Annotated in this window: 26 protein-coding genes and 2 pseudogenes; 24 read left to right on the plus strand and 4 right to left on the minus strand. The window is 42.8% G+C overall.

The features are described from left to right. The 15 genes from AB2B49_RS07915 to AB2B49_RS07985 all read left to right on the plus strand — a co-directional run bounded on the left by AB2B49_RS07915 (position 1) and on the right by AB2B49_RS07985 (position 12929). Positions 1-1788, plus strand: a complete 1788-nt coding sequence (locus AB2B49_RS07915; RefSeq protein ID WP_049506254.1) for a glycoside hydrolase family 35 protein — start codon at positions 1-3, stop codon at positions 1786-1788. Then, positions 1785-2261, plus strand: a complete 477-nt coding sequence (locus tag AB2B49_RS07920; RefSeq protein ID WP_000156968.1) for a PTS sugar transporter subunit IIB — start codon at positions 1785-1787, stop codon at positions 2259-2261. Before AB2B49_RS07915 ends, AB2B49_RS07920 begins: the two co-directional genes overlap by 4 nt. Positions 2262-2287: 26 nt before the next feature. Further along, positions 2288-3193: a PTS mannose/fructose/sorbose/N-acetylgalactosamine transporter subunit IIC gene (locus tag AB2B49_RS07925; RefSeq protein ID WP_042768195.1), complete on the plus strand. Its 906-nt coding sequence runs from the start codon at positions 2288-2290 to the stop codon at positions 3191-3193. Then, positions 3180-4001 (plus strand): PTS system mannose/fructose/sorbose family transporter subunit IID, encoded by an 822-nt coding sequence (locus AB2B49_RS07930; protein ID WP_000185284.1) that lies wholly within the window; start codon positions 3180-3182, stop codon positions 3999-4001. The genes AB2B49_RS07925 and AB2B49_RS07930 overlap by 14 nt, the downstream gene beginning before the upstream one ends. Before the next feature lie 3 nt (positions 4002-4004). Next, complete coding sequence (locus AB2B49_RS07935) at positions 4005-4409, plus strand: PTS sugar transporter subunit IIA (RefSeq protein WP_071852005.1); 405 nt, start codon at positions 4005-4007, stop codon at positions 4407-4409. Between the two features lie 104 nt (positions 4410-4513). After that, the gene (locus AB2B49_RS07940; protein WP_049506250.1) at positions 4514-5680 is read left to right on the plus strand and encodes an SIS domain-containing protein; all 1167 of its coding nucleotides are present in this window, start codon (positions 4514-4516) and stop codon (positions 5678-5680) included. Between the two features lie 10 nt (positions 5681-5690). Continuing rightward, positions 5691-6686, plus strand: a complete 996-nt coding sequence (lacD, locus tag AB2B49_RS07945; protein WP_320692048.1) for a tagatose-bisphosphate aldolase — start codon at positions 5691-5693, stop codon at positions 6684-6686. Positions 6687-6831: 145 nt separating this feature from the next. Beyond that, complete coding sequence (locus AB2B49_RS07950; protein WP_049506249.1) at positions 6832-7869, plus strand: aldose epimerase family protein; 1038 nt, start codon at positions 6832-6834, stop codon at positions 7867-7869. 110 nt (positions 7870-7979) lie between these two features. After that, on the plus strand, positions 7980-8834 hold the full coding sequence (locus tag AB2B49_RS07955) for a VOC family protein (RefSeq protein ID WP_049506247.1): 855 nt from the start codon (positions 7980-7982) through the stop codon (positions 8832-8834). Between the two features lie 311 nt (positions 8835-9145). Continuing rightward, positions 9146-9718: a hypothetical protein gene (locus AB2B49_RS07960; protein ID WP_049506245.1), complete on the plus strand. Its 573-nt coding sequence runs from the start codon at positions 9146-9148 to the stop codon at positions 9716-9718. A 1-nt stretch (position 9719) separates the two neighbouring features. After that, positions 9720-10388, plus strand: coding sequence for a hypothetical protein (locus AB2B49_RS07965; RefSeq protein WP_049506243.1), 669 nt, complete (start codon positions 9720-9722; stop codon positions 10386-10388). 121 nt (positions 10389-10509) lie between these two features. Further along, positions 10510-11181 (plus strand): hypothetical protein, encoded by a 672-nt coding sequence (locus tag AB2B49_RS07970; RefSeq protein ID WP_320692049.1) that lies wholly within the window; start codon positions 10510-10512, stop codon positions 11179-11181. Between the two features lie 2 nt (positions 11182-11183). After that, positions 11184-11846, plus strand: coding sequence for a hypothetical protein (locus tag AB2B49_RS07975; protein WP_071851997.1), 663 nt, complete (start codon positions 11184-11186; stop codon positions 11844-11846). A 76-nt stretch (positions 11847-11922) separates the two neighbouring features. Continuing rightward, positions 11923-12465 (plus strand): DUF3592 domain-containing protein, encoded by a 543-nt coding sequence (locus AB2B49_RS07980; RefSeq protein ID WP_071851995.1) that lies wholly within the window; start codon positions 11923-11925, stop codon positions 12463-12465. A 206-nt stretch (positions 12466-12671) separates the two neighbouring features. Continuing rightward, positions 12672-12929 (plus strand): metal-sensitive transcriptional regulator, encoded by a 258-nt coding sequence (locus AB2B49_RS07985; protein WP_002880547.1) that lies wholly within the window; start codon positions 12672-12674, stop codon positions 12927-12929. Positions 12930-13151: 222 nt separating this feature from the next. Here the strand turns inward: AB2B49_RS07985 and AB2B49_RS07990 are convergent, their stop codons facing one another. From AB2B49_RS07990 to AB2B49_RS08000, 3 genes and pseudogenes are all read right to left on the minus strand, one after another. Further along, positions 13152-13448, minus strand: coding sequence for a rhodanese-like domain-containing protein (locus tag AB2B49_RS07990; protein ID WP_000450165.1), 297 nt, complete (start codon positions 13446-13448; stop codon positions 13152-13154). Beyond that, a pseudogene (locus AB2B49_RS07995) lies at positions 13423-13766 on the minus strand (rhodanese-like domain-containing protein); the annotation flags it as partial. The gene AB2B49_RS07990 and the pseudogene AB2B49_RS07995, both read right to left, overlap by 26 nt. A gap of 9 nt (positions 13767-13775) precedes the next feature. Continuing rightward, positions 13776-14084: a rhodanese-like domain-containing protein gene (locus AB2B49_RS08000; protein WP_071851991.1), complete on the minus strand. Its 309-nt coding sequence runs from the start codon at positions 14082-14084 to the stop codon at positions 13776-13778. A gap of 173 nt (positions 14085-14257) precedes the next feature. On the opposite strand from AB2B49_RS08000, the gene AB2B49_RS08005 reads away from it, so the two are divergent. Both AB2B49_RS08005 and AB2B49_RS08010 read left to right on the plus strand, forming a co-directional pair. Beyond that, positions 14258-14821: a sugar O-acetyltransferase gene (locus AB2B49_RS08005; RefSeq protein WP_071851989.1), complete on the plus strand. Its 564-nt coding sequence runs from the start codon at positions 14258-14260 to the stop codon at positions 14819-14821. A 275-nt stretch (positions 14822-15096) separates the two neighbouring features. Next, positions 15097-16332, plus strand: coding sequence for a carbohydrate-binding domain-containing protein (locus tag AB2B49_RS08010; RefSeq protein WP_071851987.1), 1236 nt, complete (start codon positions 15097-15099; stop codon positions 16330-16332). A 60-nt stretch (positions 16333-16392) separates the two neighbouring features. Here AB2B49_RS08010 and AB2B49_RS08015 read toward each other — a convergent pair. Continuing rightward, positions 16393-16527, minus strand: a pseudogene (locus AB2B49_RS08015) (low temperature requirement protein A); the annotation flags it as partial. Positions 16528-16755: 228 nt separating this feature from the next. Between AB2B49_RS08015 and AB2B49_RS08020 the strand changes: the two are divergent. From AB2B49_RS08020 to AB2B49_RS08050, 7 genes are all read left to right on the plus strand, one after another. Beyond that, on the plus strand, positions 16756-17472 hold the full coding sequence (locus AB2B49_RS08020; protein WP_049506232.1) for an ABC transporter ATP-binding protein: 717 nt from the start codon (positions 16756-16758) through the stop codon (positions 17470-17472). A 1-nt stretch (position 17473) separates the two neighbouring features. Then, positions 17474-18556, plus strand: coding sequence for an ABC transporter permease (locus tag AB2B49_RS08025; RefSeq protein WP_001259050.1), 1083 nt, complete (start codon positions 17474-17476; stop codon positions 18554-18556). A 39-nt stretch (positions 18557-18595) separates the two neighbouring features. Continuing rightward, positions 18596-19219, plus strand: a complete 624-nt coding sequence (locus AB2B49_RS08030) for a TetR/AcrR family transcriptional regulator (RefSeq protein WP_000361924.1) — start codon at positions 18596-18598, stop codon at positions 19217-19219. A gap of 284 nt (positions 19220-19503) precedes the next feature. After that, a complete protein-coding gene (locus AB2B49_RS08035) occupies positions 19504-20268 on the plus strand; it encodes a nucleoside phosphorylase (protein ID WP_033629181.1) in 765 nt (254 codons plus the stop codon). A 33-nt stretch (positions 20269-20301) separates the two neighbouring features. Then, positions 20302-21681 (plus strand): TrkH family potassium uptake protein, encoded by a 1380-nt coding sequence (locus AB2B49_RS08040; protein WP_049506224.1) that lies wholly within the window; start codon positions 20302-20304, stop codon positions 21679-21681. A 13-nt stretch (positions 21682-21694) separates the two neighbouring features. After that, entirely contained in the window at positions 21695-22360 is a 666-nt protein-coding gene (locus tag AB2B49_RS08045) for a potassium channel family protein (RefSeq protein ID WP_049506222.1), read from the plus strand. Positions 22361-22514: 154 nt separating this feature from the next. Continuing rightward, complete coding sequence (locus tag AB2B49_RS08050; protein WP_320692050.1) at positions 22515-25049, plus strand: SSURE domain-containing protein; 2535 nt, start codon at positions 22515-22517, stop codon at positions 25047-25049. Positions 25050-25082 lie beyond the last annotated feature (33 nt).

The following is a 25082-nucleotide window of genomic DNA, read 5'->3' on the forward strand; positions in this document are numbered from 1 at the left end:
ATGACCAGATTTAAAATTGAGGACGATTTCTATTTAGACGGAAAACCGTTCAAGATTTTGTCCGGCGCCATTCATTATTTTAGGATTCCAGCAGAGGATTGGTATCATTCTCTCTATAACTTAAAGGCGCTTGGCTTTAATACAGTCGAGACCTATGTAGCTTGGAATTTACACGAACCTGTTGAAGGGGAGTTTGATTTTGAAGGTGCCAGAAATTTGGAGAGATTTCTTCAAATTGCACAAGATCTAGGTCTCTATGCCATTGTACGCCCGTCTCCATTTATCTGTGCGGAATGGGAATTTGGTGGCTTGCCGGCTTGGCTCTTGACAAAGGACATGCGAATTCGCTCGTCCGACCCGGCCTACATCGAGGCTGTTGCTCGCTATTATGACCAATTATTGCCAAGGCTTGTGCCTCGCTTGTTGGATAACGGCGGAAACATTCTCATGATGCAAGTCGAAAATGAATATGGCTCTTATGGAGAAGATAAGTCTTATCTACGAGCAATTCGAAAATTGATGGAAGACCGAGGGATTGATTGCCCACTCTTTACTTCAGATGGCCCATGGAGGGCTACTCTGAAAGCCGGAACCTTGATCGAAGACGACCTCTTTGTGACAGGAAACTTCGGTTCTAAAGCTCCGTACAACTTTTCACAGATGCAGGAATTCTTTGATGAGCATGGCAAGAAATGGCCCCTCATGTGTATGGAATTCTGGGATGGTTGGTTCAACCGTTGGAAAGAACCCATCATCACACGGGATCCTAAAGAATTGGCAGAAGCTGTTCGAGAGGTATTGGAGCAAGGCTCTATCAACCTTTACATGTTCCATGGGGGGACAAACTTTGGTTTCATGAATGGTTGCTCGGCTCGAGGGACTCTGGATTTGCCACAAGTCACATCTTACGACTATGATGCCCTTCTCGATGAAGAAGGAAATCCAACTGCTAAATACTTAGCAGTCAAGAAGATGATGGCAACCCACTTCCCAGAGTATCCACAGTTGGAACCACTCTATAAGGAAAGCATGGAGATAGGGTCCATTCCATTGGTCGAAAAAGTTTCCTTGTTTGAAACTCTGGATAGTCTTTCTAGTCCTACTGAAAGCCTCTATCCAAAAGCGATGGAAGAACTTGGTCAAAGCTATGGCTACCTTCTCTACCGCACTGAGGCAAGTTGGGATGCAGAAGAGGAACGCCTCCGTATCATTGATGGACGTGACCGAGCTCAACTTTATGTAGATGGTCAATGGATTGCTACTCAATACCAGACAGAGATTGGTGAAGACATCTACTGTCAAGGCAACCGAGAAGGCTTTTCAGAGATTGACATCTTGATTGAAAATATGGGGCGTGTCAACTACGGTCATAAGTTCTTGGCAGATACGCAACGTAAAGGAATTCGAACAGGTGTCTGCAAGGATCTACATTTCTTATTGAATTGGAAACAATATCCACTGCCACTGGATAATCCTGAGAAGATCGATTTTTCAAAAGGATGGATAGAGGGACAACCAGCCTTTTACGCTTTCGACTTTACTGTTGAAGAGCCGAAGGATACCTACTTAGAATTGTCTGAGTTTGGTAAGGGAGTTGCCTTTGTCAACGGGCGTCACTTAGGACGTTTCTGGAACGTCGGCCCGACCCTCTCACTTTATATCCCTCATAGCTATCTCAAGGAAGGTGCTAACCGCATCATCATCTTTGAAACTGAGGGCGAATATAAAGAAGAGATTCACTTAACTCGTAAACCTACACTAAAACACATAAAGGGGGAAAACTTATGACAATTGTAGGATGCCGTATCGATGGACGTTTGATCCACGGTCAAGTAGCCAATCTTTGGGCTGGAAAACTAAATGTTTCACGCATTATGGTTGTAGACGACGAAGTTGTTAACAACGATATTGAAAAGAGTGGTTTGAAACTTGCGACACCACCAGGTGTGAAACTCAGTATCTTGCCAGTTGAGAAAGCAGCAGCAAATATCCTTGCTGGTAAATACGATAGCCAACGTCTCTTTATCGTTGCACGTAAACCAGACCGTTTCCTTGGTTTGGTCGAAGCAGGTGTTCCGCTTGAAACACTCAACGTCGGCAATATGTCTCAAACACCAGAAACTCGCTCTATCACACGTTCTATCAACGTGGTAGACAAGGATGTGGAAGACTTCCACAAACTAGCAGAAAAAGGTGTGAAACTCACTGCTCAAATGGTTCCAAATGATCCAGTTTCAGACTTTTTGAGCTTATTAAAATAGGAAAAAATTTTTAGGAGGTCATTGTTATGATACAATGGTGGCAAATTTTACTTCTCACTTTGTACTCAGCTTATCAAATCTGTGATGAGTTGACAATCGTTTCATCTGCAGGTTCCCCTGTATTCGCTGGTTTCATTACTGGTTTGATCATGGGAGATGTGACAACTGGTTTGTTTATCGGTGGTAACTTGCAGTTGTTCGTTCTCGGGGTTGGTACCTTCGGTGGTGCTTCTCGTATCGACGCAACTTCTGGTGCGGTTCTTGCAACAGCATTCTCTATCTCTCAAGGTATTGATACAGACCTTGCGATTACAACAATCGCTGTACCAGTAGCAGCTCTCTTGACTTACTTCGACGTTCTTGGACGTATGACAACTACTTTCTTCGCTCACCGTGTGGATGCTGCAATCGAACGCTTTGACTATAAAGGTATTGAACGCAACTACTTGCTTGGTGCGATTCCTTGGGCTCTATCTCGTGCCCTTCCAGTCTTCTTTGCCCTTGCTTTTGGTGGTGCTTTCGTACAATCAGTAGTAGACCTTGTTAAAGAATACCAATGGGTTGCAGATGGTTTGACACTTGCAGGTCGTATGCTTCCAGGTCTTGGATTTGCAATCTTGCTTCGTTACCTTCCAGTTAAACGTAACCTTCACTACCTTGCTATGGGATTTGGTTTGACAGCTATGTTGACTGTTCTTTACTCATATGTAACAGGTCTTGGTGGCGCTGTTGCGGGTATCCTTGGTACTCTTCCTGCTGATGTTGCTGAAAAGATTGGCTTTGCAAACAACTTCAAAGGTTTGTCTATGATCGGTATCTCTATCGTAGGTATCTTCCTTGCAGTTGTTCACTTTAAGAACAGCCAAAAAGTAGCTGTAGCAGCACCTTCTACACCATCAGAAAGTGGGGAAATTGAAGATGACGAATTCTAATTACAAATTAACAAAAGAAGATTTTAATCAAATTAACAAACGTAGCTTGTTCACTTTCCAATTGGGATGGAACTACGAACGTATGCAAGCTTCTGGTTACCTTTACATGATCTTGCCTCAATTGCGTAAAATGTATGGGGATGGAACTCCTGAATTGAAAGAAATGATGAAAGTTCATACTCAATTCTTCAATACTTCACCATTCTTCCACACTATTATCGCTGGTTTTGACCTTGCCATGGAAGAAAAAGATGGTGTGGGTTCAAAAGATGCCGTTAACGGTATCAAGACAGGTTTGATGGGACCATTCGCTCCTCTTGGAGATACAATCTTTGGTTCACTTGTACCTGCTATCATGGGATCTATCGCAGCAACTATGGCTATCGCTGGCCAACCATGGGGTATCTTCCTTTGGATCGCAGTTGCAGTTGCTTACGACATCTTCCGTTGGAAACAATTGGAATTTGCCTACAAAGAAGGGGTTAACCTTATCAACAATATGCAAAGTACCTTGACAGCTTTGATTGACGCTGCATCTGTACTTGGTGTCTTCATGATGGGTGCTCTTGTAGCAACAATGATCAACTTTGACATTTCTTACAAATTGCCAATCGGTGAAAAGATGATTGACTTCCAAGACATCTTGAACTCAATCTTCCCACGCTTGCTTCCAGCAATCTTTACTGCCTTTATCTTCTGGTTGCTTGGTAAGAAAGGCATGAACTCTACTAAAGCGATCGGTATCATTATCGTTCTTGCAGTAGGTCTTTCATTTATCGGTAAATTCTTGCTTGGAATGGGCGCATAATTTATGGTGAAATCGTTAATTTTGGTGAGTCATGGTCGTTTCTGTGAAGAACTTAAAGGTAGCACGGAAATGATTATGGGTCCACAAGACAACATTCATGCAGTGGCTCTTCTTCCAGAAGATGGTCCAGAAGAATTTACTGCTAAATTTGAAGCTGCTATCGAAGGATTGGATGATTTCCTAGTCTTTGCGGATCTTCTCGGTGGTACACCATGTAACGTGGTGAGCCGCTTGATCATGGAAGGTCGCAACGTGGAACTCTACGCAGGAATGAATCTGCCAATGGTGATTGAATTTATCAATGCTAGTCTTACAGGTGCAGATGCGGACTATAAGAGCCGTGCTGCAGAAAGCATCGTAAAAGTCAACGATTTGTTAGCGGGCTTTGATGATGACGAAGATGAATAAGATGTGACTTAGAGCATCTTATATAGAATATACATGGGAATGGGAGTCAATCCCATTCCCATATTTTCAATAGGAATGAAACAATAATAGATTAGAGGAACTCTATGCTAAATTACACAAAAGAAGAATTACTTGAACTGGGTGCAGAAATCACGACTCGTGAGATCTACCAACAGCCTGATGTATGGAAAGAAGCTTTTGAAGCCTATCAAGCGAAACGTGAAGAAATTGCAGCCTTTCTGCAAGGTATCGCTGATAGACATGACTATATCAAGGTCATCTTGACGGGTGCTGGTACTTCTGCTTATGTGGGAGATACCTTGGTGCCATACTTTAAGGAAGTCTATGACGAGCGCAAATGGAACTTCAATTCTATTGCGACAACAGATATCGTAGCAAATCCAGAAACCTATCTGAAAAAAGATGTGGCAACTGTCCTTGTATCCTTTGCTCGTAGCGGAAATTCACCTGAGAGTGTGGCAACAGTTGATTTGGCCAAAGCCTTGGTTGATGACCTCTATCAAGTGACCATTACATGTGCTGCAGATGGTAAATTGGCTCTTCAAGCTCATGGCGATGAGCGCAATCTTTTGCTCTTGCAACCAGCTGCTTCCAATGACGCTGGGTTTGCCATGACTTCTAGCTTTACGTCTATGATGCTAACAGCTCTCTTGGTCTTTGATCCTACAGAATTTGCTGTGAAAGCTGAACGTTTTGAAGTTGTTTCTAGCCTTGCGCGTAAGGTTTTAGACAATGCAGCAGATGTTAAAGAGCTTGTAGATCTTGACTTTAACCGTGTTATCTACCTGGGCGCTGGTCCTTTCTTTGGGCTTGCTCATGAAGCTCAGCTCAAGATTTTGGAACTAACAGCTGGTCAAGTTGCGACCATGTATGAAAGCCCAGTTGGCTTCCGTCACGGTCCAAAATCTCTTATCAACGAAGATACAGTTGTTTTGGTATTTGGTACAACGACAGACTACACTCGCAAATACGACTTGGACTTGGTTCGTGAAGTGGCTGGTGATCACATTGCTCGTCGTGTTGTGCTCTTGAGTGATCAAGCCTTTGGTCTTGAAAATGTCAAAGAAGTAGCACTGGGTTGTGGCGGTGTCTTGAACGATATTTACCGTGTCTTCCCTTACATCGTTTATGCCCAACTCTTTGCCCTATTGACTTCACTCAAGGTAGAAAATAAACCAGATACACCATCTCCTACTGGCACTGTAAACCGTGTGGTACAAGGTGTGATCATTCATGAATATCAAAAATAAGGAAGTGTCTATGAGTAAATTACAATTAAGTTCCAATAAAGTAGCCTGCTTGCAAAAACTCTCTGACGAGAATGGAATCATCTCAGCTCTTGCCTTTGACCAACGTGGTGCTTTGAAACGCCTCATGGCTCAATATCAAACAGAAGAGCCAACAGTGGATCAAATGGAAGAGCTTAAAGTCTTGGTTGCAGATGAATTGACAAAATACGCTTCATCTATGCTTCTTGACCCTGAGGATGGTCTCCCAGCTACAAAAGCGCTTGATGCCAATGCTGGTCTTCTTCTTGCTTATGAGAAAACTGGCTACGACACAACTAGCACCAAACGCTTGCCTGACTGCTTGGATGTTTGGTCTGCCAAACGCATCAAGGAACAAGGTGCAGATGCTGTTAAGTTCTTGCTTTACTACGATGTAGATAGCTCTGACGAACTCAACCAGCAAAAACAAGCCTACATCGAACGCATTGGTTCTGAGTGTGTGGCAGAAGACATTCCGTTCTTCCTTGAAATCCTCGCTTACGATGAAAAAATAGCTGATGCAGGTTCAGTAGAATACGCAAAAGTGAAGCCACACAAGGTTATCGGTGCTATGAAGGTCTTCTCAGACCCACGCTTCAACATCGATGTCTTGAAAGTGGAAGTTCCAGTCAACGTCAAATACGTTGAAGGCTTTGGCGATGGTGAAATCGTGCATACACGTGAAGAAGCAGCAGCCTTCTTCAAAGCACAAGATGAAGCAACTAACTTGCCATATATCTACTTGAGTGCAGGTGTATCAGCCAAACTCTTCCAAGAAACACTTGTCTTTGCCCACGAATCAGGCGCAAACTTCAACGGTGTTCTTTGCGGCCGTGCAACTTGGGCTGGATCAGTTGAAGCCTACATCAAAGACGGTGAGGCAGCAGCTCGTGAATGGCTTCGCACAACTGGATTTGAGAACATTGACGAACTCAACAAGGTTCTTCAAACAACAGCGACTTCATGGACTGAACGTGTGGAAGCATAAAACAAGTATAGAAGAACCCCATTTTGTTAAGAAGCTACTTAAGGTTTTCTGACAAAGGATTCTGAAAATAGAAACTACAACCATAGATGGTGAGACACTCTCTATGGTTTGTTTACTTAAGAGAAATGGATCAAAGGAGAGAAGAATGAAAGCATACACAGAACGTGTATTTGGAAATCATGAGGGCAAGGATGTCTTGGCTTATCGCTTTGAGACTGATGGTGGTTATCAGCTTGAAGTTATGACTTATGGTGCGACCATCTTGCGCTATGTCACACCTGACAAAGCTGGAAACTTTGCCAATGTGATCTTGGGCTTTGATGATTTTGCTAGCTATGTGGGCAATAGTCCCAAGCATGGAGCGAGTGTGGGACCAGTAGCAGGCCGTATCGCTGGTGCGACATTTGAGCTCAATGGCAAGACCTATGACCTTGAAGTCAACAATGCTAGCAACTGTAACCACAGTGGTTCAACAGGTTGGGATTCCAGCTTGTTTGAATTGGTCGAGGTGAGCGACCATGGCTTGACTCTCTACACCGAGCGTACAGACGGGACAGGAGGATTCCCTGGTAATCTCAAGATTTGGATTAGCTACTACTTGGAAGAAACGGGTGCCTACGAAGTCAGCTATAAGGTGACGACAGATCAGGATACGCTTGTCAATCCAACTAATCATAGCTACTTCAACTTGTCTGGTGATTTCACGCAGACAGTTGACCGCCATGTCTTTCAGCTAAATACGGAGGGCATTTACCCAATCGCTCCAGACGGTGTTCCAGCTAAGACTCCAGATGCAAATCGTGATGTGGTGAAACACATCTACAATGGTGCTTTGCTCAAGGATATCTTTGCAGAGGACGATGAGCAAATCCAGCTGGTATCTGGTTTGGATCACCCATTTGCTCTTCCTGTAGGTCATGACAATGCTGGTTTCCTTTATGACCAAAACTCAGGTCGTTTCCTACTTTTCAAGACAGAGGCTCCTTGCTTTGTGGTCTACTCAGCAAACTTTGTGGATGAAAGTGTCATCATAGGAGACCAGCCAATGGTGCAACACAATGGGATTGCCCTTGAAGCGCAAGCTTTACCAGATGCCATTCACAGTGACCTCAAAGACCAAGTTATTCTCAAAGCAGGGGAAACCTTTACCAGCAAAACTCGCTACGAGCTTGTTGTTAAATAAAAAGAAGAGCTGGTTTCCAGCTCTTTTGAGTTGTCTTCGTTGACATTTTATCTCAATAGTGTATAATTGATGTAATTAATAAAGTTACAACAAACAAAAGGAGACACCCTATGACTTATGCATACCAAAGCCACATTTACCTAGCAGAGGCGGTTTTAAATGTCAAGGATTTGACGAGTCAAACGGCTTTTTATCATCAGATTATTGGCTTGGAGATTTTGTCTCAAACGGAGACAGAAGCGATTTTGGGACTTGGTCGAAAAACCTTGGTTCACTTGATTCAGGCTGAAAAGGCTGGTGAAGTAAGGGAGCATTATGGGCTCTACCATCTGGCGATTTTGTTGCCGACACGAAAGGCCTTGGCAGATGTCTTGAAGCACCTAAGTGACTTGCGGATTCCTCTGGTTGGAGGTGCAGATCATGGATACAGCGAGGCTATTTATCTAGAGGATTTGGAAGGAAATGGCATTGAACTCTACCGTGATAAGCCAGTGTCTTCATGGGATATTCGAGAAGATGGTCGCATTATCGGTGTGACCGAAGCCCTTGCGGCACAGGACATATATGAGTTAGGAGAAAAGGTGGATCCCTTTATCCTAGCTGAAGGGACGAGAATGGGGCATATCCATCTATCGGTGAAGGATAGTCGCGCGGCGAGTCAGTTTTATCAAAAGGCGTTAGGACTAGAAGATAAATTTAGCATTCCTAGTGCTAGTTGGATAGCGGCTGGTCAGTACCATCACCACCTAGCTGTCAACGAATGGGCTGGAAAAGGTCTGGCTCCGCGTGAGCAAGGCTTGCCAGGCTTGGCCTACTATGTCCTTGAGGTCGAAAGCAAGGAAGAACTCCTGAACATCGTTAAACAGGCACAAGAGCTAGAAGTTCCGTTCAAGTGGTTACATTCGAGTGAACTGGATCTTCTAGACCCAGATGGGATTGTGACCCGCATTCGCTTGGCACGATGAAACGAGGAAAACACATTATTTATTTTAGAGACATAGGAAAAGGCGGATAAGCTCGCATTCTGTTTTTAGAATGCGGACTTGTTTGCTTTTTTATGAAATGACGAAACCTTTCTTGGATCTAGCAAAGGTATCTGCCGGGGATATTTTCCCTTTTCTGGGGGTTCATGCTATAATACTAATAAACTTTTCTTTCTCTAGGAAGGCAAATGCTAAAAATCAGCTAGACTGCTGGCAATCGTTGTCACGATGCTTTTAAGAGAAAGTAGAACTTTGTTTGAACATCCGTATTGAGTTTAGGAAATGGTAATAAGATGGACACAAGTGTAAAAAATTTAATCAGTATGGGCCCTCTGGAGGACTCTTTTATCTATTATGATTTGGGGAATCAAGTATTCTACAGTGCAAAACAAGGCATGAATTATTCAGCTATTGCAGCCCCTATTGCAATCTATTCCTTCCAACGGCTGTCAAAGTTGCTCAACCAAACCTTTGGAGATGTCTCCTCCCCTTTCAATCTGATTTTCTTTATCCTGATGTCTCTATTTTTGGTTTTCGGGACCATTCTCCTTGCCAAATCTACCCGACGTAACATGAAGACAGATAGATTTAGAAAAGTTCAGCTGACAAAAGCCAATATCAAAACACTTAGGAGAAAATATAGATGGACCGTCCTAGTTGAGATTTTTTGTTTTCTCATGGTTCTGTTTTCCATCTATCGCTATTTTATCTACTCTGATTTTCAGTTCTTGATTATGTATATGTTAGGGATTTTTTCCCTTGTTTATATTGTCTATGAATTTCAGATGAAAACGCGCAAACGACTGTTCAAGGAGCTGATGGAGGCATTACAGGACGATAGCCGAGGGAAAGAGGGAGAAATGTAAGATGAGAAAAATCATTTATATAGGCCAAGGAAACCAGCAATCCGTCTACTATAACACAAGGACGAGAGAGGCTTTAGCGACAGAATCTAGCGCCTCGTCAGAAACCGACGGTGCCATCAGTTCAAAGAAATCCAAGTGGCCTTGGGTTGTCTTCTTTGTTTTCTTGCTAGTTACTATTATCGGTATTTGGATTCGTTCCTTGCTAGCGCCCTTTAGATTGAGTGAGTGGATGGCACCTATCCATCTAGCCGCAATCCTTTTCGTTTTTATCGGAAGTGTTTATGGATTTGAAAAACTGTTCTACAGTGGGGCTAAGTCGCTTGTCCCAGCAAGTGAAGAGCAGTTTAAAGAAGCAGTTGAAAGTAGTAAATTTTGGAAAAAATCTCCGGATAAGGAACCAACAGTCGATAAAATCATCTTGTATCTATTTGCTATCCTCGTTCTTCTATTTGTTTTTGTTATTGTTGTGTTCTTTGCCATACCTGGGACCTTCATTCCCTACTATGAACATGAATGGTTTGAGCCGTCGATGTTCATGGTGCCAATCGGAGCAACGATCGTCCCAATTAGCGTGGTTCTTCTACTATTTCAAAACAATCCAATCCGCTGGCTGTTAGCCGTACGAAAATACAAGCAGGGGAAAGTATTATTTGGGGAAGAGAAGAACTAGAAACATGAGAGAAACGCTATTACCATTACCAGTGGTTGGTGATGGTGATGTTTTATCAACAACCTATGATAAAATTGAAGTTTCTGATTATAGTGATTAGTGAAAACTGTGGTGATTTTATATGAGAAAAATAATTTTTATTGGACAGAGCGGTAATAAGGCCGTTTACTATAATACGCGAACGAGAGAAGCTCTTGTAGCAGATAAGAGCGCCTTGTTAAATACAGAAGGGGCTAGGAAGAGCAATAGTGCTATCATTCCTTTGATGTTTGCTTTTGTTTTTTTGGGTATTATCGGAGGATTAGTAGCTATACCTGCATTTTCAGATTTTCGATACAACAGCTGGATGGTTCCGCCTTATATCGTTGCCCAGTTCTTTGTCTGCTTTGGCTTTATATGGATGATGGAAGAAGCCTTGTATAAAGAGGTGAAACAGGTTCAAGGGGCAAGTTCTCAACAGTTCGCGAAAGCTGTTGATTCAAATCTGTTCTGGGACAATTTCAGCGATAAAAAAGCGACGTTTGGGAAAATGTTGGCTTTTATGATTGTTCTGCTATTAGTTTTTATGACTACTATAGTAATATTTGTTGCTACTATCCCAAGTATTATTGACTCATTCAATAAGCAAGAGACATTTGATATACAAATCTTTTTCTCGCTTTTAGCAGGCCTCTTTCCAGCTGTTTCTTATTTGTTGTTATTCCAAAACAACCCTATCCGCTGGCTCTTAGCTGTGCGGAAGTATGAGCAGGGGAAAGTGATATTTAGGGGAGAAATAGAAAAGAGGGAATGATAATGTCACAAGAGAGATATTTGCAGATCAAAAAAGAGCATCAAGTTCGTAAGTTTGTGGGGCGTTTCCTCTTCATTCTTCTCGCTATACTCGATGTTCTACTGGTATCAAGTCATTCCAATTATGTCCCGCTTGTAACGGTGGCTATGGTAACGATTGTGCCTTTTAATCATTTTCTACTTGGTCCTCTTAGGAGACAGAAAAAAGCCATAGAAAAAGAGCATCCAGAATGGAAAATACTCAGTACAAAGGGAGTAAAGGTTCCCTCGGCTGAGGCCAATAAAAGAACCTTGGCTGGTATTGGGATCTTGATAGCCTTACTGTTGTCTTTTGGGCTATTCTATAAACCTGTGAAACAGCCGAACGTCCAAGTAAACAATCCGCCTAAGCTTGATTTTAACACGCCTGGAACGTCCAAGCCTTCTGAGTCTGAGTCGTCCAGTTCCTCTAAGACCAAAGAATCCAGTTCCCCAGAATCGAAATCCTCGTCTTCGACTGAACAAAGTTCTAAAACCGAAAATTCAGGAACAAAACCGTCAAAAAGCGAGTCCAATAATCCCTATTACCAGATTCCAGGACTTACTGACGAACAGGTGAGAGATATCATATCGAAATCTGTGAAAGATTTGAGAGAAAAACAGTCAAAAGAAAAATCCGAAGAGTAGACTCGAGGGCATCGATGTCCTTTCTGGATGAGTTAGTTTTGAGATTTTACTGTATAAAATAACAGGAGGAGTTCATATGAATAAAGAAGTGATTGGTTTGATAGTTGGGACAATCGTCATCTTCCTATCTTTTGTATTTGTGTGTGGGACCTTTCTTTTCCTCTATCTTCGGGATCAGAAGTTGGTCCGCCTTGCCAAGTCATCCGTACAGGGAACGGTTATCGGCTATAGCCGTTTTCGTGAGGGGTATCCACCTATCGTCGAATACACGGTGGATGGGATTTCTTATAAGAAAACCTTGCAGTATTTTATGTTCAAAACGGTCACAATTCCGTGGGGGACTACTAAATTTTTAAAGGACTATACAAGAGAAGATATGCTGGCACCTTCGATCACTCGCTACAGCAACTCCTTTGTTTCCTTCAAACGCTTGATGCAGACCCATTTCCCCCTTCATTCGGAGCTGACAGTCTGGTATGATCCAGACAAGCCGACCAGGGCCTATGTCGAACGTTACAGCGGAATGGACAAGTTTTACAAGTGGTTTGGTATCGGATTTGGGCTGGCTCTAGTTCTAGTCTATGGGATAGTGATCCTAGCCTTTTTGTCCAAGATATAAGGCATAAAAGTCAGTTGGTTAATAGGAAATTTTATTTCCCATCGAGTTTCAAGGAGGGCAGAGTTTCTTTTCCATTTTCATGCTCACCAATCTTTTCTGTCTGATACAGAGGAAAGGTTGCCTCCCACAAATACAGACAGGAAGTGAATTTTGACAAAGCCCCTTATTCGAGATATAATGAAGAAAAAGTGACCAAGGATAAATCAATGACAAACTCAAAGTATATCACACGCCTGAAGCGTTCAGAGGGCCAGTTGCGTGGGATTCAAAAGATGATTGAAGAAGATCGTGACTGCGCAGATATTGTTACGCAGTTGACAGCAGTGAAATCTAGCGTTGAGCGCGTGATTGAGATGATAATTACTGAAAATCTCACTGACTGTATCAACCAACCACTAGACGACCCCGAGGCTCAAAAGGAACGCCTAGAAAAGGCCATCCGATACCTGATTAAACGGAAATAAACTAATTTGCTATTGATAAACAATGCAGACAAAGGTATTTAAGTTTGTTCCGACAAAAAAATCATGTAGGACAAACGGATGAGTTCCCCCCAATACCAATGAGAAAACCTCTTTTTAGATACCATAAAGTTGCTTCTTTTTTAGAAGCGACGGGTTACGAACCCTATATCAGCGGGTTGCAGAAATGAAAAAACCGATTAAGGAACTTAATCGGTTTTTTGCTTATTCTACTTGACCGGGCCAAGCATTCATACCACCTTCTACATTGATAACGGTGAGGTCTTGGGCGCTTAGAAATTCACAAGCAGATGCGGAGCGTACTCCACCTTGACAGATGACATGGTATTCCTGGTCAGGTTTGAGTTCTTTGTAACCTTGCTCCAAAGTACTTAACGGAAGATTTTTGGCCCCTGGTGCATGTCCTGCTTGGAATTCGTGCGCTTCACGTACATCGATAAGATTTAGATTTTCATTTAGGTATTTTTCATAAAAGTCAGCCATGCTGATACTCGTTTCCATATTCGACTCCTTCTGGATTAGCCATTTTGTATAGTGAATAAGCGGCGTCAAGGTTTTGGACGGTAAACCCTGCCGCTAGAGGATACGCTCTGTGATCTAGCTACGCAAAACGCTGATGTAGGCGTCTGGTTCATCCAAGTTCTCCCATAGTTTGTTTAGGGGGATATGAATGGTATCGACCTTGGGTCGCCCCCTGAAATTCGCCACTTGTCCCGTATATCTAGGGATTTTGGCCCTTAGTCAGATTGTCTTTGAGCGGACACCTTGGATATGGTCGCTCAGACCCTCGATAAGGTTCAAGGCTGCGTAGCCAATTATTTTATACTTCTAGATGACCTTGCCTGTCCAAGCGCTCATACCGCCTCGGACATTGATGACATCGTAGCCTTTTTTCTTTAGCTTTTTCGCAGCTAGTTTGCTTCGCACACCAGAATGACAAATAACATAAAGTGTTTCTGTTGTTTCAGGGGTGTAAGAACCGATTTCCGTTAAAGGAACATTTTTGGCATTTTTGATATGACCTCTACGGAATTCCATAGGCGTCCGAACATCCAGTAGCTGGATCGGTTCTCTGAGTTTAGCTTCTAACTCGCTGGTAGAAATACTATCAATTTTTGTAAATAATAAGTGAAACATAGGCACCTCCGACATACCCTTATGGGGTATATTAAACCATGAAGTTAATCTTTTGTCAAGCAACTTGTTTTAACTTGAAGGGGATTGATTTCGAGAGTCTAGAAAGCAGGCTATTCTTGACCTTTCAAAGTCTTTTTGATATGATGGCCTCAAACTAAGTGTGAGGTATTAAGATGACCAGTGAATACCAGAAAATGATAGCGGGAGAGCCCTATCATCCGTTTGATCCCGAGTTGCGGACCTTGGCTCAGACAGCACGTCAGAAGCAGGCGGATTTCAACCAGGAGTTAGATCCCTTGAAAGGGGCGGAGATTATCAAAAGTTGGTTTGGTTTAACTGGGGAAAATCTCTATGTCAATCCACGCCTGGTGGTCGATTATGGAGTTAATATCCATCTAGGGGAAAATTTTTATTCTAATTGGAATTTGACCATGCTGGATGTTTGTCCGATCCGCATCGGCAACAATGCTATGCTTGGCCCCAACTGTCAGTTTTTAACCCCACTCCATCCACTGGATCCGGATGAACGCAATTCAGGGGTCGAATATGGCAAGCCCATCACCATTGGAGATAATTTCTGGGCTGGAGGTGGCGTCATTGTCCTTCCTGGAGTGACACTGGGCAATAACGTCGTCGCTGGAGCAGGAGCCGTGATCACCAAGTCCTTTGGAGACAATGTTGTCCTAGGTGGGAATCCTGCGCGTGTTATCAAGGAAATCCCAATAAAAGAAAACTAAAAAGAACAGCTTGGGCTGTTCTTTTTATAATCTTTATCTTAGTCTTATAGATTTTTCTTTTTTGGCTTTTTGGGTTAGAGTGACATCGCACTTGGGGATGTTGCTTTTAAAAACTATTAAATGCATTTTAGTACTCTCAAATTGTTTCTAGTAGCCTTTTCAAAAGAATACTGAGCGAAACTGAATTTAAGGAAACTTTCAGAAAAGTTTTAGTTTTGTTTCAGGAATCTTCTGTAGACTGTCTAGCTATATCATACGAAGGAGAGGAAAAAGGCATGAAATCAAAAAAATGGACCCTACTCGCAACGAGTTTAACGGCAATGGTGTTGATGACAGCTTGTGCTCAATCAACAACTACATCCAATACCAAGGCAACTACAAATAATGCCACAACAACTTCAACAAAGACAAACCAATCTTCCTATTTTACAGAGAAGGACAATGATACCTCTTATGACGAAAGCACAGCTTCTAAGATTGAGTTATCTGGCTCATCAGCAAACGTCTCTGGAGATGGGGTGACAGTCTCTGAATCAACAGTGACCATCACAAAATCTGGAACCTATGTGATTTCAGGTCAGTCTGACGGAGTGCAGATCAAGATCGAGGCAGATAAGTCGGCAGATGTTCATCTAGTCCTAAAAGGTGCGACCATGACCAATACCAATGCAGCGATATCTGCGACATCAGCTGGCCATGTCTACTTGACTCTAGCAGAGGGAACCACCAACAGTCTCTCTGACTCAAGCTCTAACAGTGACGAAAAAGCAGACGCAGCTCTCTTTTCTAAGGTGGATTTGACCATCAACGGGAAAGGAACTCTCAATGTAGATGGCAAGAAGAACAATGGTATCAAGGCCAACGACACCCTCCACATCACGGGTGGAACCTATAACATCACAGCAATTGGCGATGCCTTTAATGTCAATGATGAACTCAACATTACTGGTACGACCATGACTATCGATGCCAAGGAAGATGGCGTAAAGGTGGACAATGACGAGGATACTTCAGTCGGAACCATGTACCTATCCAACAACAACATCACCGTCACAGCAGGAGATGATGGCATCCACGCATCAGGTGATTTGGTTATCGATAGTGGTACCTACACCGTCAAGAATTCGACAGAAGGACTTGAAGGTAAGTCAATTACTATCAACGGTGGGGACATTACCATCTATTCGACAGATGATGGAGTCAACGCAGCTAATAAAAACGCCCAACAGAGTGAAATCTTCTTCACCATGAACGGTGGGAACCTGACAGTAGAAGTCGGTCAAGGAGACACAGACCCAATCGACTCGAACGGCAATATCACAGTCACAGGCGGAACCATTAAAATGACTGGTCAAACAGGTTTTGACTTTGATGGAACAGCGACCTACACAGGTGGAGATATCTATCTCAACGGTGAAAAACAAACGGAAATCGTTAACTCTATGCCTGGAGGCGGTGGACCAAATGGAGGCCCTCAAGGTGGCGGTCCAGCCCCTGGCGGACAAGGATAAAAAAGACTCTCCCTTCTCGAAAGAGAAGGGAGGTTTTTGTGTTTGAGAGATGGATTGTAGCTAAAATAACTTCCAATCAGGACTTGAGAATTTCTTGGTTCGGGTTATATAAAAATGCGTGAAATGAATTTCCATCGCCAAGGTCATTAGAGTTGCGATAGCAATGACGATGGTAGGATTGGCTGAGAAAAGCAGAGGAAGAATAGGCCTTTAAAAAGTGGACAGGAAAGACCATTTCAGAGTATCGAGAAGAGATTTAGAAACAGCTCTAAAAGCAATAGCTATCCATTATAAGCATCAGATAATAATATCTGGTGCTTTATTTTTAAAAAAATTCAGATTTTTTCTTGACAAGTGAGTGCTTACTCACTACAATAGGTTTATATTTAGCATGTGAGTAATCACTCACCAAGGAGGAAGTAAATGAAAACATTACTACATTTACAAGATTTAGTAAAATCTTTTGACCATCAAATAGTTCTGAATCATGTCAGCTTTGAATTGCAGCCAGGAGAAATTATAGGCTTAATTGGTCCGTCTGGTGCTGGTAAATCAACTATGATTAAGACTACGTTAGGAATGGAAAAGGCTGATGGAGGCGTAGCTTTAGTGTTAAATCACACTATGCCCAATCGCTATATTTTAGGAGATATTGGCTATATGGCCCAATCAGATGCTTTATACGAGACCTTGTCAGGCCAAGAAAATCTGGAATTTTTTGGTCAGCTAAAGGGGCTTTCTAAAAAAGATCTGAAGGCGGAAATTGCTTATATAGCTCAAGTAGTAGATCTGACAGACTACTTAAACAAGACGGTATCTGGTTATTCTGGAGGAATGAAACGGCGTTTGTCACTGGCTATCGCGCTTTTAGGAAATCCTCAACTCTTGATTTTGGACGAACCGACAGTTGGAATCGACCCTTCTCTTCGAAAGAAAATCTGGAAAGAATTATTCGCGCTTAGAGACAATGGGGTTGGGATATTAGTTACTACCCATGTTATGGATGAAGCAGAGTTGACGGATAAGGTCGGCTTATTATTAGGCGAAAAAATCATTGCTTTTGATACACCGCAACACTTAAAAGAAAGTTATCAAGTTTCAAGTATTGAAGAAGTATTTTTAAAAGCAGAAGGTGAGTAAAATGAGAACAATAGCGATTGCAAAAAAAGTCATCAAAGAATTACTTCGTGACAAACGAACTCTAGCCCTGATGTTTATAGCACCTGTTTTTATCATGTGGTTGATGAACCTCATGTTTTCAGCTAGTACAACCGTGAATGTCAAGTTAGCAACACAAGATCTACCAACTGGTTTGGTAACGAAAATGGATGAGCTCGATCATGTGGACGTCGAGACTTATCAAGACTTAGATCAGGCTAAAAAAGCTCTAGCTGACGAGAAAGTAGATGCAGTCATATCGTATAAAGATGGTGAGTATCAGGTCGACTACGCAAATACGGATGCTTCTAAAACAACTATGACACGACAAGTGTTACGAACGAGTATCGCCAGTGAAGGCACCGATCAGTTAGTATCTCGTGTTAAACAAGCTCTTCCACAATTGGACTCGGACGCAAAAACACCAGAAATCAAGGAGTCTTACCAGTATGGAGATGAAAATACAAGCTTCTTTACCAGCATGATTCCGGTTTTGATAGGTTTTGTAGTTTTCTTCTTTGTCTTTTTGATTTCAGGTATGGCGCTTTTGAAAGAGCGCACCAGTGGAACACTAGAACGTTTGTTAGCAACACCAGTGAAACGATCTGAAATCGTCTATGGCTATATGTTGTCTTATGGTATTATTGCGATTTTTCAAACGGCAGTTGTCGTTTTAGCAGCAATTTGGCTACTAGATGTAGAAGTTGTAGGAAGTATTTTAAATGTTATAATAGTTAATGTGGTACTGGCTCTTGTAGCACTAGCTTTTGGAATTCTCTTGTCTACTCTAGCAAAATCAGAATTCCAAATGATGCAATTTATTCCTCTCGTGATTATGCCCCAACTTTTTTTCTCAGGAATTATTCCATTGTCATCCATGGGAGAATGGGCTCTAACTGTGGGGAAATTTTTGCCATTAACCTATTCTGGTGATGCAATAAGCCAGATTATTCTTTACGGGCACAATCTTGGTGATATTTTGTCAAATCTTGGTGTTTTAATGATTTTCTTGATCATTTTAACAATTCTCAATATTGTTGGATTGCGTCGTTATCGTAAAGTTTAGAAATCAACATAAATAATGCTAAAAAGGTGTGAAGATTAGATGGATAAGACTGTTTTTGAATCGTTTGAAGATTACTTAGAAGAAGCGAATTACCCTCAAGGAAAGAAAAAAATCATGCAGGCAGCAGTGGATCTCATATCAACCAGGAGTTACCATGGGACCTCAACTCTTCACATAGCTGAGCGTGCTGGACTAAGCCAGGCAACTTTGTTTAAGTATTTTAAGACGAAGGATGATCTACTGACGGCTATTTTACATCCTGTAGTCCCAGGCATTTTCGGTAGTTTTTTTGAGGAACTCTTAGCTTTTGAAACGACAGAAGAGAGGGTTCGTTATCTTGTCCATGATCGTATGAGCTATCTCAAAAAAAATCGTGCTTTGATGAAAATCATTCTGCAGGAGAGTTTTTCAAATAAAAAACTAAAAAATGAACAGATTTTTATCTGGAATGCTATTCAAGATAAACTTCGAGTACTTCATAAGGAATTGCTAGCAGATCCACGTGTAAATCCAGAGTTAACGATTCCTCAAATGGTTCGTATTTGTGTTGGTCCATTGTTGGCTTACTTCGCTCAGCTTTATATCGTTAGCGATAATGGAGAAATAAAAGAGGAAGACTTAGACTTATTAGAAAAACAGATTTTAGGTGGTTTGTGGAAATAGAGTAGGCCTAGACAAAATGGAGGCTAGATTCTATTGGTTTGGCTTCTTGTACAAGATAATATAAAAGGGTATACATTACCTGATGCAGATTCGTGCTTTTTTATTATTGAATTTGGTATTTTGGTGATAGTCCTCAATCACTTTGCCAAAACAGAAACCGACTTCTCCAGCGGTGCAACGATTTCTCAAGTGTATGGAAGAGGAGATTTCTGGACTGATAAAGACAACTCCTTGACACTCCGTCAGCTTTTGATACAATAGTACAAAATTACAGGAGGTGGGCTATGATTCAGAAACATGCGATTCCCATTTTAGAGTTTGACGACAACCCCCAGGCGGTCCTTATGCCAACACATGAGGGATTGGACTTAAAGTTGCCAAAGAAGTGCATCTATGCATTTTTGGAGGAGGAAATCGACCGTTATGCTCAGGAAGTAGGGGCGGATTGTGTTGGTGAGTTCGTTTCGGCCACCAAGACTTATCCAGTCTACGTCCTCAACTACAAGGGTGAGGAGATTTGTCTAGCCCAGGCGCCCGTAGGCTCTGCCCCAGCGGCCCAGTTTATGGATTGGTTGATTGGCTATGGTGTGGAGCAAATCATTTCCACTGGAACCTGTGGAGTTCTAGCCGATATAGAGGAGAATGCCTTTCTCGTCCCTGTTCGCGCTTTGCGAGATGAGGGAACTAGCTACCATTATGCAGCACCTTCTCGTTATATGGAGATGCAGATTGAGGCTGTCTCTGCCATTGAGCAAATCTTGGAGCAAATAGGCATTCCTTATGAGGAAGTTATGACCTGGACGACAGATGGTTTTTACCGAGAGACGGCTGAAAAGGTTGCTTATCGTAAGGAAGAAGGCTGTGCTGTTGTGGAGATGGAGTGTTCGGCTCTTGCGGCAGTAGCTCAGCTACGTGGGGTTGTCTGGGGAGAACTGCTCTTTACCGCAGATTCCTTGGCGGATCTAGACAACTACGACAGTCGTGACTGGGGTTCTGAAGCTTTTGACAAGGCACTCGAACTCTGTCTTGCCATTGTGCACTACATGTGAGTGTTCTGACTGTTTTTATGGTAGAATGTAGCTATGTTATTCAAATCTTTTTTGGAAAAAATCAAAACGAATCTGGCTCGTTTATCGCCAGCCCGTCGCATCTTTTTAAGTTTTGCCCTAGTAATCTTCTTGGGCTCGCTCCTTTTAAGCCTCCCCTTTGTGCAATCAGAAACGTCACAAGCGGCCTACTTTGATCATCTCTTTACAACGGTGTCCATGGTCTGTGTGACAGGGCTCTTCACCCAGCCGGTAGCCTCTACTTACAATATGTGGGGCCAGTTGATCTGTATGCTCTTGATCCAGATTGGCGGTTTGGGGCTCATGACCTTTATCGGAATCTTTTATATCCAAGGCAAGCAAAAGCTCAGTCTTCGTGGCCGGGAGACCATTCAAGAAAGTTTCAGTTATGGAGAAACCCAGTCTTTAAAGGACTTTATTCGCTCGATCTTTCTGACGACTTTTCTGGTAGAAGGGATCGGTGCCTTTCTCCTGAGTTTTCGATTTATTCCGGAATTTGGCTGGGGCCGAGGACTGTTAACCTCTATCTTTTTGGCTATTTCCGCTTTCTGTAATGCTGGATTTGATAATTTTGGAAGTACGAGTTTGCTAGTTTTTCAAACGGACCCCTTGATCAATCTAGTGATTGCGGGTTTGATTATCACGGGTGGTCTAGGATTTATGGTCTGGTTTGACCTAGCGACCCAGTTTGGGAAAAAGAAAAAACGTCGCCTGCGTTTCCATACCAAGTTGGTTCTCTTTTTAACGGCGGGAATTTTACTCTTTGGAACCGTATCGACTTTGTTCATCGAGTGGAACAATCCTAGAACGATTGGAAATCTCAGCGCTCCAGAAAAATTGCTGGTTAGTTTCTTCCAGACCGTCAGCATGAGAACGGCAGGCTTTGCTTCCATTGACTACACTCAGGCTCGACCAGTTACCTTACTGATCTACATCCTACAGATGTTTCTGGGCGGGGCACCTGGAGGGACAGCAGGGGGGCTCAAGATTACGACCTTCTTTGTCTTATTGGTCTTTGCTCGTAGCGAACTATTGGGCTTGCCTCATGCCAATGTGGCTCGGAGGACCATTGAACCCCGAACCGTGCAAAAATCTTTCAGTGTCTTTATTATCTTCTTGCTAACATTCTTGCTGGGCTTGATCCTGCTAGGGATAACAGCAGAGGGAAATCCGCGTTTTATTTACCTCATGTTTGAGACCATTTCAGCCCTTGCGACAGTTGGGGTGACGGCAAATTTAACACCAGAGCTAGGCAAGATAGCCCTCAGCATCGTTATGTTGCTGATGTTTATCGGCCGTATTGGTCCCTTGACACTACTGGTCAGTGTAGCAGAATACCAGCCAGACAAGAAAGATACGATTCACTATATGAAAGCAGATATCACTATCGGATAAGAAAGGAAGAACGATGTCAGATCGGACAATTGGAATTTTAGGTTTGGGAATTTTTGGGAGCAGTGTTTTGGCAGCCCTAGCCAAGCATGATATGAATATCATTGCTATTGATGACCACGAGGAGCGCATTAATCAATTTGAACCTGTGCTGGCGCGTGGGGTAGTTGGAGATATCACGGATGAAGAACTCCTTCTATCAGCGGGGATTGACACCTGCGATACCGTAGTTGTCGCAACGGGTGAAAATTTGGAGTCCAGTGTTCTAGCGGTTATGCACTGCAAGAGTCTAGGAGTACCGACCGTCATTGCCAAGGTCAAAAGTCATACAGCTAAAAAGGTTCTAGAAAAAATTGGCGCAGACGCAGTCATCTCACCAGAGTTTGAAATGGGGCGCTCATTGGCACAGACCATCCTCTTTCATAACAGCGTAGACGTCTTTCAGCTGGACAAGAATGTATCGATTGTCGAGATGAAAATCCCTAAATCGTGGGTAGGTAAAAGCCTCAGTCAGTTGGATTTGCGTGGGCGATACAACCTCAACGTACTTGGCTTTCGTGCCTACGAAAATGCTCCTCTGGATGTCCAATTTGGACCCAATGACCTCTTGCAGGCAGATGCTTATATCATGGCCGTCATTAATAACCAACATCTGGACACCCTAGCTGAACTGAGTGAGTAGGAGAGGAAGGGTACTCTCTTTCCAATAATTAACGAGTCAATATAAGTATTTTATAAGAGGGATTTAAGAAAAATTTTAACTTTTTCTTAATCCTTTTTAATTTCAGGAGATTATACTAGAGTCATCAAAAAAAGAAAACTCTAAGGAGAATCCTATGAAATTCAATCCAAATCAGAGATATACTCGTTGGTCTATTCGCCGTCTCAGTGTCGGTGTTGCTTCAGTTGTTGTGGCTAGTGGCTTCTTTGTTCTAGTTGGTCAACCAAGTTCTGCACGTGCTGATGTCGTCAATCCGACTCCTGCCCAAGTCGTGCCAGACGCTGCTTCGGTGAGTGAAAAGAGCGACTTACCAGCAGAGGTTCTCAAAAAAGCAGTCGATGTAGCTCTTCCTTCAGAACAGTCTATTCCAACACCTAAAGCAAGTGTGGATACGACAAGCTCTTCAGAAAAAGCGGACGCAACTGCTAAAGAGCCGGCAGTAGCACCAAAAGAAGAAGTGCAAGCACAACCTGACTCTAAGAAACAAACAGAAGATGCAGTTAAACCTGTGGAAAGTCCTGCGTCTACAGTTTCTGGACAAGACCGTGAAGCCAGTGAAGCGCAACCAGCGACCACTCCAGCTGAAGTGCAAAAAGGTGTGGCTGACAACACCAAAGACACAGTAGATGTTCCAGCTAGCTACCTTGACAAAGCCAATTTCCCAGGTCCATTCACAGCTGGTGTCAATCAAGTTATTCCATACGAATTCTTCGCTGGTGACGGCATGTTAACTCGCCTTATCTTGAAAGCCTCTGATAAGGCTCCATGGTCAGATAATGGAACAGCTAAAAATCCAGCTCTCCCACCAGTAGAAAAATTGGGCAAAGGTCTTTACTTCTACGAAGTGGATTTAGCAGGCACCCAAGGAAAATCAGATAAAGAGCTGCTTGACCTCTTGAAACAAAACGGTACACAAAGCTATAAGGCTACCATCAAAGTGTACGGTGCGAAAGACGGCAAGCCTGACTTAACTAACCTTGTAGCGACTAAAGATTTGACTGTTAATTTGAATGGCTTGACCACACCAGCTGAAGTGCAAAAAGGTGTGGCTGACAATACCAAAGACACAGTAGATGTCCCAGCTAGCTACCTTGACAAAGCCAACTTCCCAGGTCCATTCACAGCTGGTGTCAATCAAGTCATTCCATACGAAGCTTTTGGTGGAGATGGCATGTTGACTCGTCTTATCTTGAAAGCATCCGACAAGGCTCCATGGTCCGACAACGGAACAGCTAAAAATCCAGCTCTCCCACCAGTAGAGAAATTGGGCAAAGGCCTTTACTTCTATGAAGTGGATTTGGCTGGCACTCAAGGAAAATCTGACAAGGAACTACTTGACCTCTTGAAACAAAATGGTACACAAAGCTATAAAGCTACTATCAAGGTGTACGGTGCGAAAGACGGCAAGCCTGACTTAACTAACCTCGTAGCGACTAAAAATTTGGATGTCAACTTGAATGGCTTGACTACTCCAGCTGAAGTCCAAAAAGGCGTAGCCGACAACACCAAAGACACAGTAGATGTCCCAGCCACTTACTTGGACAAGGCTAACTTCCCAGGACCATTCACAGCTGGTGTCAATCAAGTCATTCCATATGAATTTTTCGCTGGAGACGGCATGTTAACTCGTCTTATCTTGAAAGCATCCGATAAGGCTCCATGGTCAGACAATGGTTCAGCTAAAAATCCAGCTCTCCCACCAGTAGAGAAATTGGGCAAAGGTCTTTACTTCTATGAAGTAGACTTGGCAGGCACCCAAGGAAAATCAGATAAAGAGCTGCTTGACCTCTTGAAACAAAATGGTACGCAAAGCTATAAAGCTACTATCAAGGTGTACGGTACGAAAGACGGCAAGCCTGACTTAACTAACCTCGTAGCGACTAAAGATTTGACTGTTAATTTGAATGGCTTGACCACACCAAATCAGGTTAAAGAGTCTGTTGTTAACAATGTCAAAGACATGATTGATGTTCCAGCTAGCTACCTTGATAAGGCTAAGGTTCCTGGACCTTTCTTGGCCGGCGTCAACCAAGTTATTCCATACGAAGCTTTTGGTGGAGATGGCATGTTGACTCGCCTCTTGTTAAAAGCCTCAGATAAAGCCCCATGGTCAGACAATGGAATGGCTAAAAATCCAGCTCTATTGCCGCTTGAAGGCTTGGCTAAAGGTCAATATTTCTACGAAGTGGATTTGAATGGCAATACGGTTGGCAAAGATGGTCAGGCCTTGCTGGAGCAACTTCGAGCTAACGGAACCCATACATATCTAGCTACTGTTAAAGTCTATGGATCTAAAGATGGCAAACCTGATTTGACCAATCTGATTGCTACTCGTCAAGTAACGATTCAGCTTCGTGGAAAAGAAATGGCGACAATACCATCTCAACAAGGTCAGATGAATACGAAGCCTTCTGAAACAGCCTCTACAGGTACGACTGAGGGTATGATGGGTACAAATCACCATATGTCAGATATGAAAGTAGATCAACCAGCTTCTAGCCCAATGGCTAATATGATGAAAAAAGATGATAAAGCGATGCTACCAAATACTGGGGAAGCTAAAACAGCTACAGCTGGCCTTGGTATCTTTGGTCTAGCCTTGGCAGGTCTTGTTGGACTTTTGGGTTTGACAACCAAACGGGAAGATTAAGATTCAAATCACTTAAACATTAGGGAAAATAGT

This window comes from Streptococcus jiangnanensis (assembly GCF_040888325.1).
GTDB classification, from domain to species: Bacteria; Bacillota; Bacilli; order Lactobacillales; family Streptococcaceae; genus Streptococcus; species Streptococcus jiangnanensis.

Excerpts from the sequence above, each read along its gene's own strand:
- AB2B49_RS07915 (WP_049506254.1), top strand. The coding sequence starts at position 1 with ATGACCAGATTTAAAATTGAGGACGATTTCTATTTAGACGGAAAACCG.
- AB2B49_RS07920 (WP_000156968.1), top strand. The coding sequence starts at position 1,785 with ATGACAATTGTAGGATGCCGTATCGATGGACGTTTGATCCACGGTCAA.
- AB2B49_RS07925 (WP_042768195.1), top strand. The coding sequence starts at position 2,288 with ATGATACAATGGTGGCAAATTTTACTTCTCACTTTGTACTCAGCTTAT.
- AB2B49_RS07930 (WP_000185284.1), top strand. The coding sequence starts at position 3,180 with ATGACGAATTCTAATTACAAATTAACAAAAGAAGATTTTAATCAAATT.
- AB2B49_RS07935 (WP_071852005.1), top strand. The coding sequence starts at position 4,005 with ATGGTGAAATCGTTAATTTTGGTGAGTCATGGTCGTTTCTGTGAAGAA.
- AB2B49_RS07940 (WP_049506250.1), top strand. The coding sequence starts at position 4,514 with ATGCTAAATTACACAAAAGAAGAATTACTTGAACTGGGTGCAGAAATC.
- lacD (WP_320692048.1), top strand. The coding sequence starts at position 5,691 with ATGAGTAAATTACAATTAAGTTCCAATAAAGTAGCCTGCTTGCAAAAA.
- AB2B49_RS07950 (WP_049506249.1), top strand. The coding sequence starts at position 6,832 with ATGAAAGCATACACAGAACGTGTATTTGGAAATCATGAGGGCAAGGAT.
- AB2B49_RS07955 (WP_049506247.1), top strand. The coding sequence starts at position 7,980 with ATGACTTATGCATACCAAAGCCACATTTACCTAGCAGAGGCGGTTTTA.
- AB2B49_RS07960 (WP_049506245.1), top strand. The coding sequence starts at position 9,146 with ATGGACACAAGTGTAAAAAATTTAATCAGTATGGGCCCTCTGGAGGAC.
- AB2B49_RS07965 (WP_049506243.1), top strand. The coding sequence starts at position 9,720 with ATGAGAAAAATCATTTATATAGGCCAAGGAAACCAGCAATCCGTCTAC.
- AB2B49_RS07970 (WP_320692049.1), top strand. The coding sequence starts at position 10,510 with ATGAGAAAAATAATTTTTATTGGACAGAGCGGTAATAAGGCCGTTTAC.
- AB2B49_RS07975 (WP_071851997.1), top strand. The coding sequence starts at position 11,184 with ATGTCACAAGAGAGATATTTGCAGATCAAAAAAGAGCATCAAGTTCGT.
- AB2B49_RS07980 (WP_071851995.1), top strand. The coding sequence starts at position 11,923 with ATGAATAAAGAAGTGATTGGTTTGATAGTTGGGACAATCGTCATCTTC.
- AB2B49_RS07985 (WP_002880547.1), top strand. The coding sequence starts at position 12,672 with ATGACAAACTCAAAGTATATCACACGCCTGAAGCGTTCAGAGGGCCAG.
- AB2B49_RS07990 (WP_000450165.1), bottom strand. The coding sequence starts at position 13,448 with ATGGAAACGAGTATCAGCATGGCTGACTTTTATGAAAAATACCTAAAT.
- AB2B49_RS08000 (WP_071851991.1), bottom strand. The coding sequence starts at position 14,084 with ATGTTTCACTTATTATTTACAAAAATTGATAGTATTTCTACCAGCGAG.
- AB2B49_RS08005 (WP_071851989.1), top strand. The coding sequence starts at position 14,258 with ATGACCAGTGAATACCAGAAAATGATAGCGGGAGAGCCCTATCATCCG.
- AB2B49_RS08010 (WP_071851987.1), top strand. The coding sequence starts at position 15,097 with ATGAAATCAAAAAAATGGACCCTACTCGCAACGAGTTTAACGGCAATG.
- AB2B49_RS08020 (WP_049506232.1), top strand. The coding sequence starts at position 16,756 with ATGAAAACATTACTACATTTACAAGATTTAGTAAAATCTTTTGACCAT.
- AB2B49_RS08025 (WP_001259050.1), top strand. The coding sequence starts at position 17,474 with ATGAGAACAATAGCGATTGCAAAAAAAGTCATCAAAGAATTACTTCGT.
- AB2B49_RS08030 (WP_000361924.1), top strand. The coding sequence starts at position 18,596 with ATGGATAAGACTGTTTTTGAATCGTTTGAAGATTACTTAGAAGAAGCG.
- AB2B49_RS08035 (WP_033629181.1), top strand. The coding sequence starts at position 19,504 with ATGATTCAGAAACATGCGATTCCCATTTTAGAGTTTGACGACAACCCC.
- AB2B49_RS08040 (WP_049506224.1), top strand. The coding sequence starts at position 20,302 with ATGTTATTCAAATCTTTTTTGGAAAAAATCAAAACGAATCTGGCTCGT.
- AB2B49_RS08045 (WP_049506222.1), top strand. The coding sequence starts at position 21,695 with ATGTCAGATCGGACAATTGGAATTTTAGGTTTGGGAATTTTTGGGAGC.
- AB2B49_RS08050 (WP_320692050.1), top strand. The coding sequence starts at position 22,515 with ATGAAATTCAATCCAAATCAGAGATATACTCGTTGGTCTATTCGCCGT.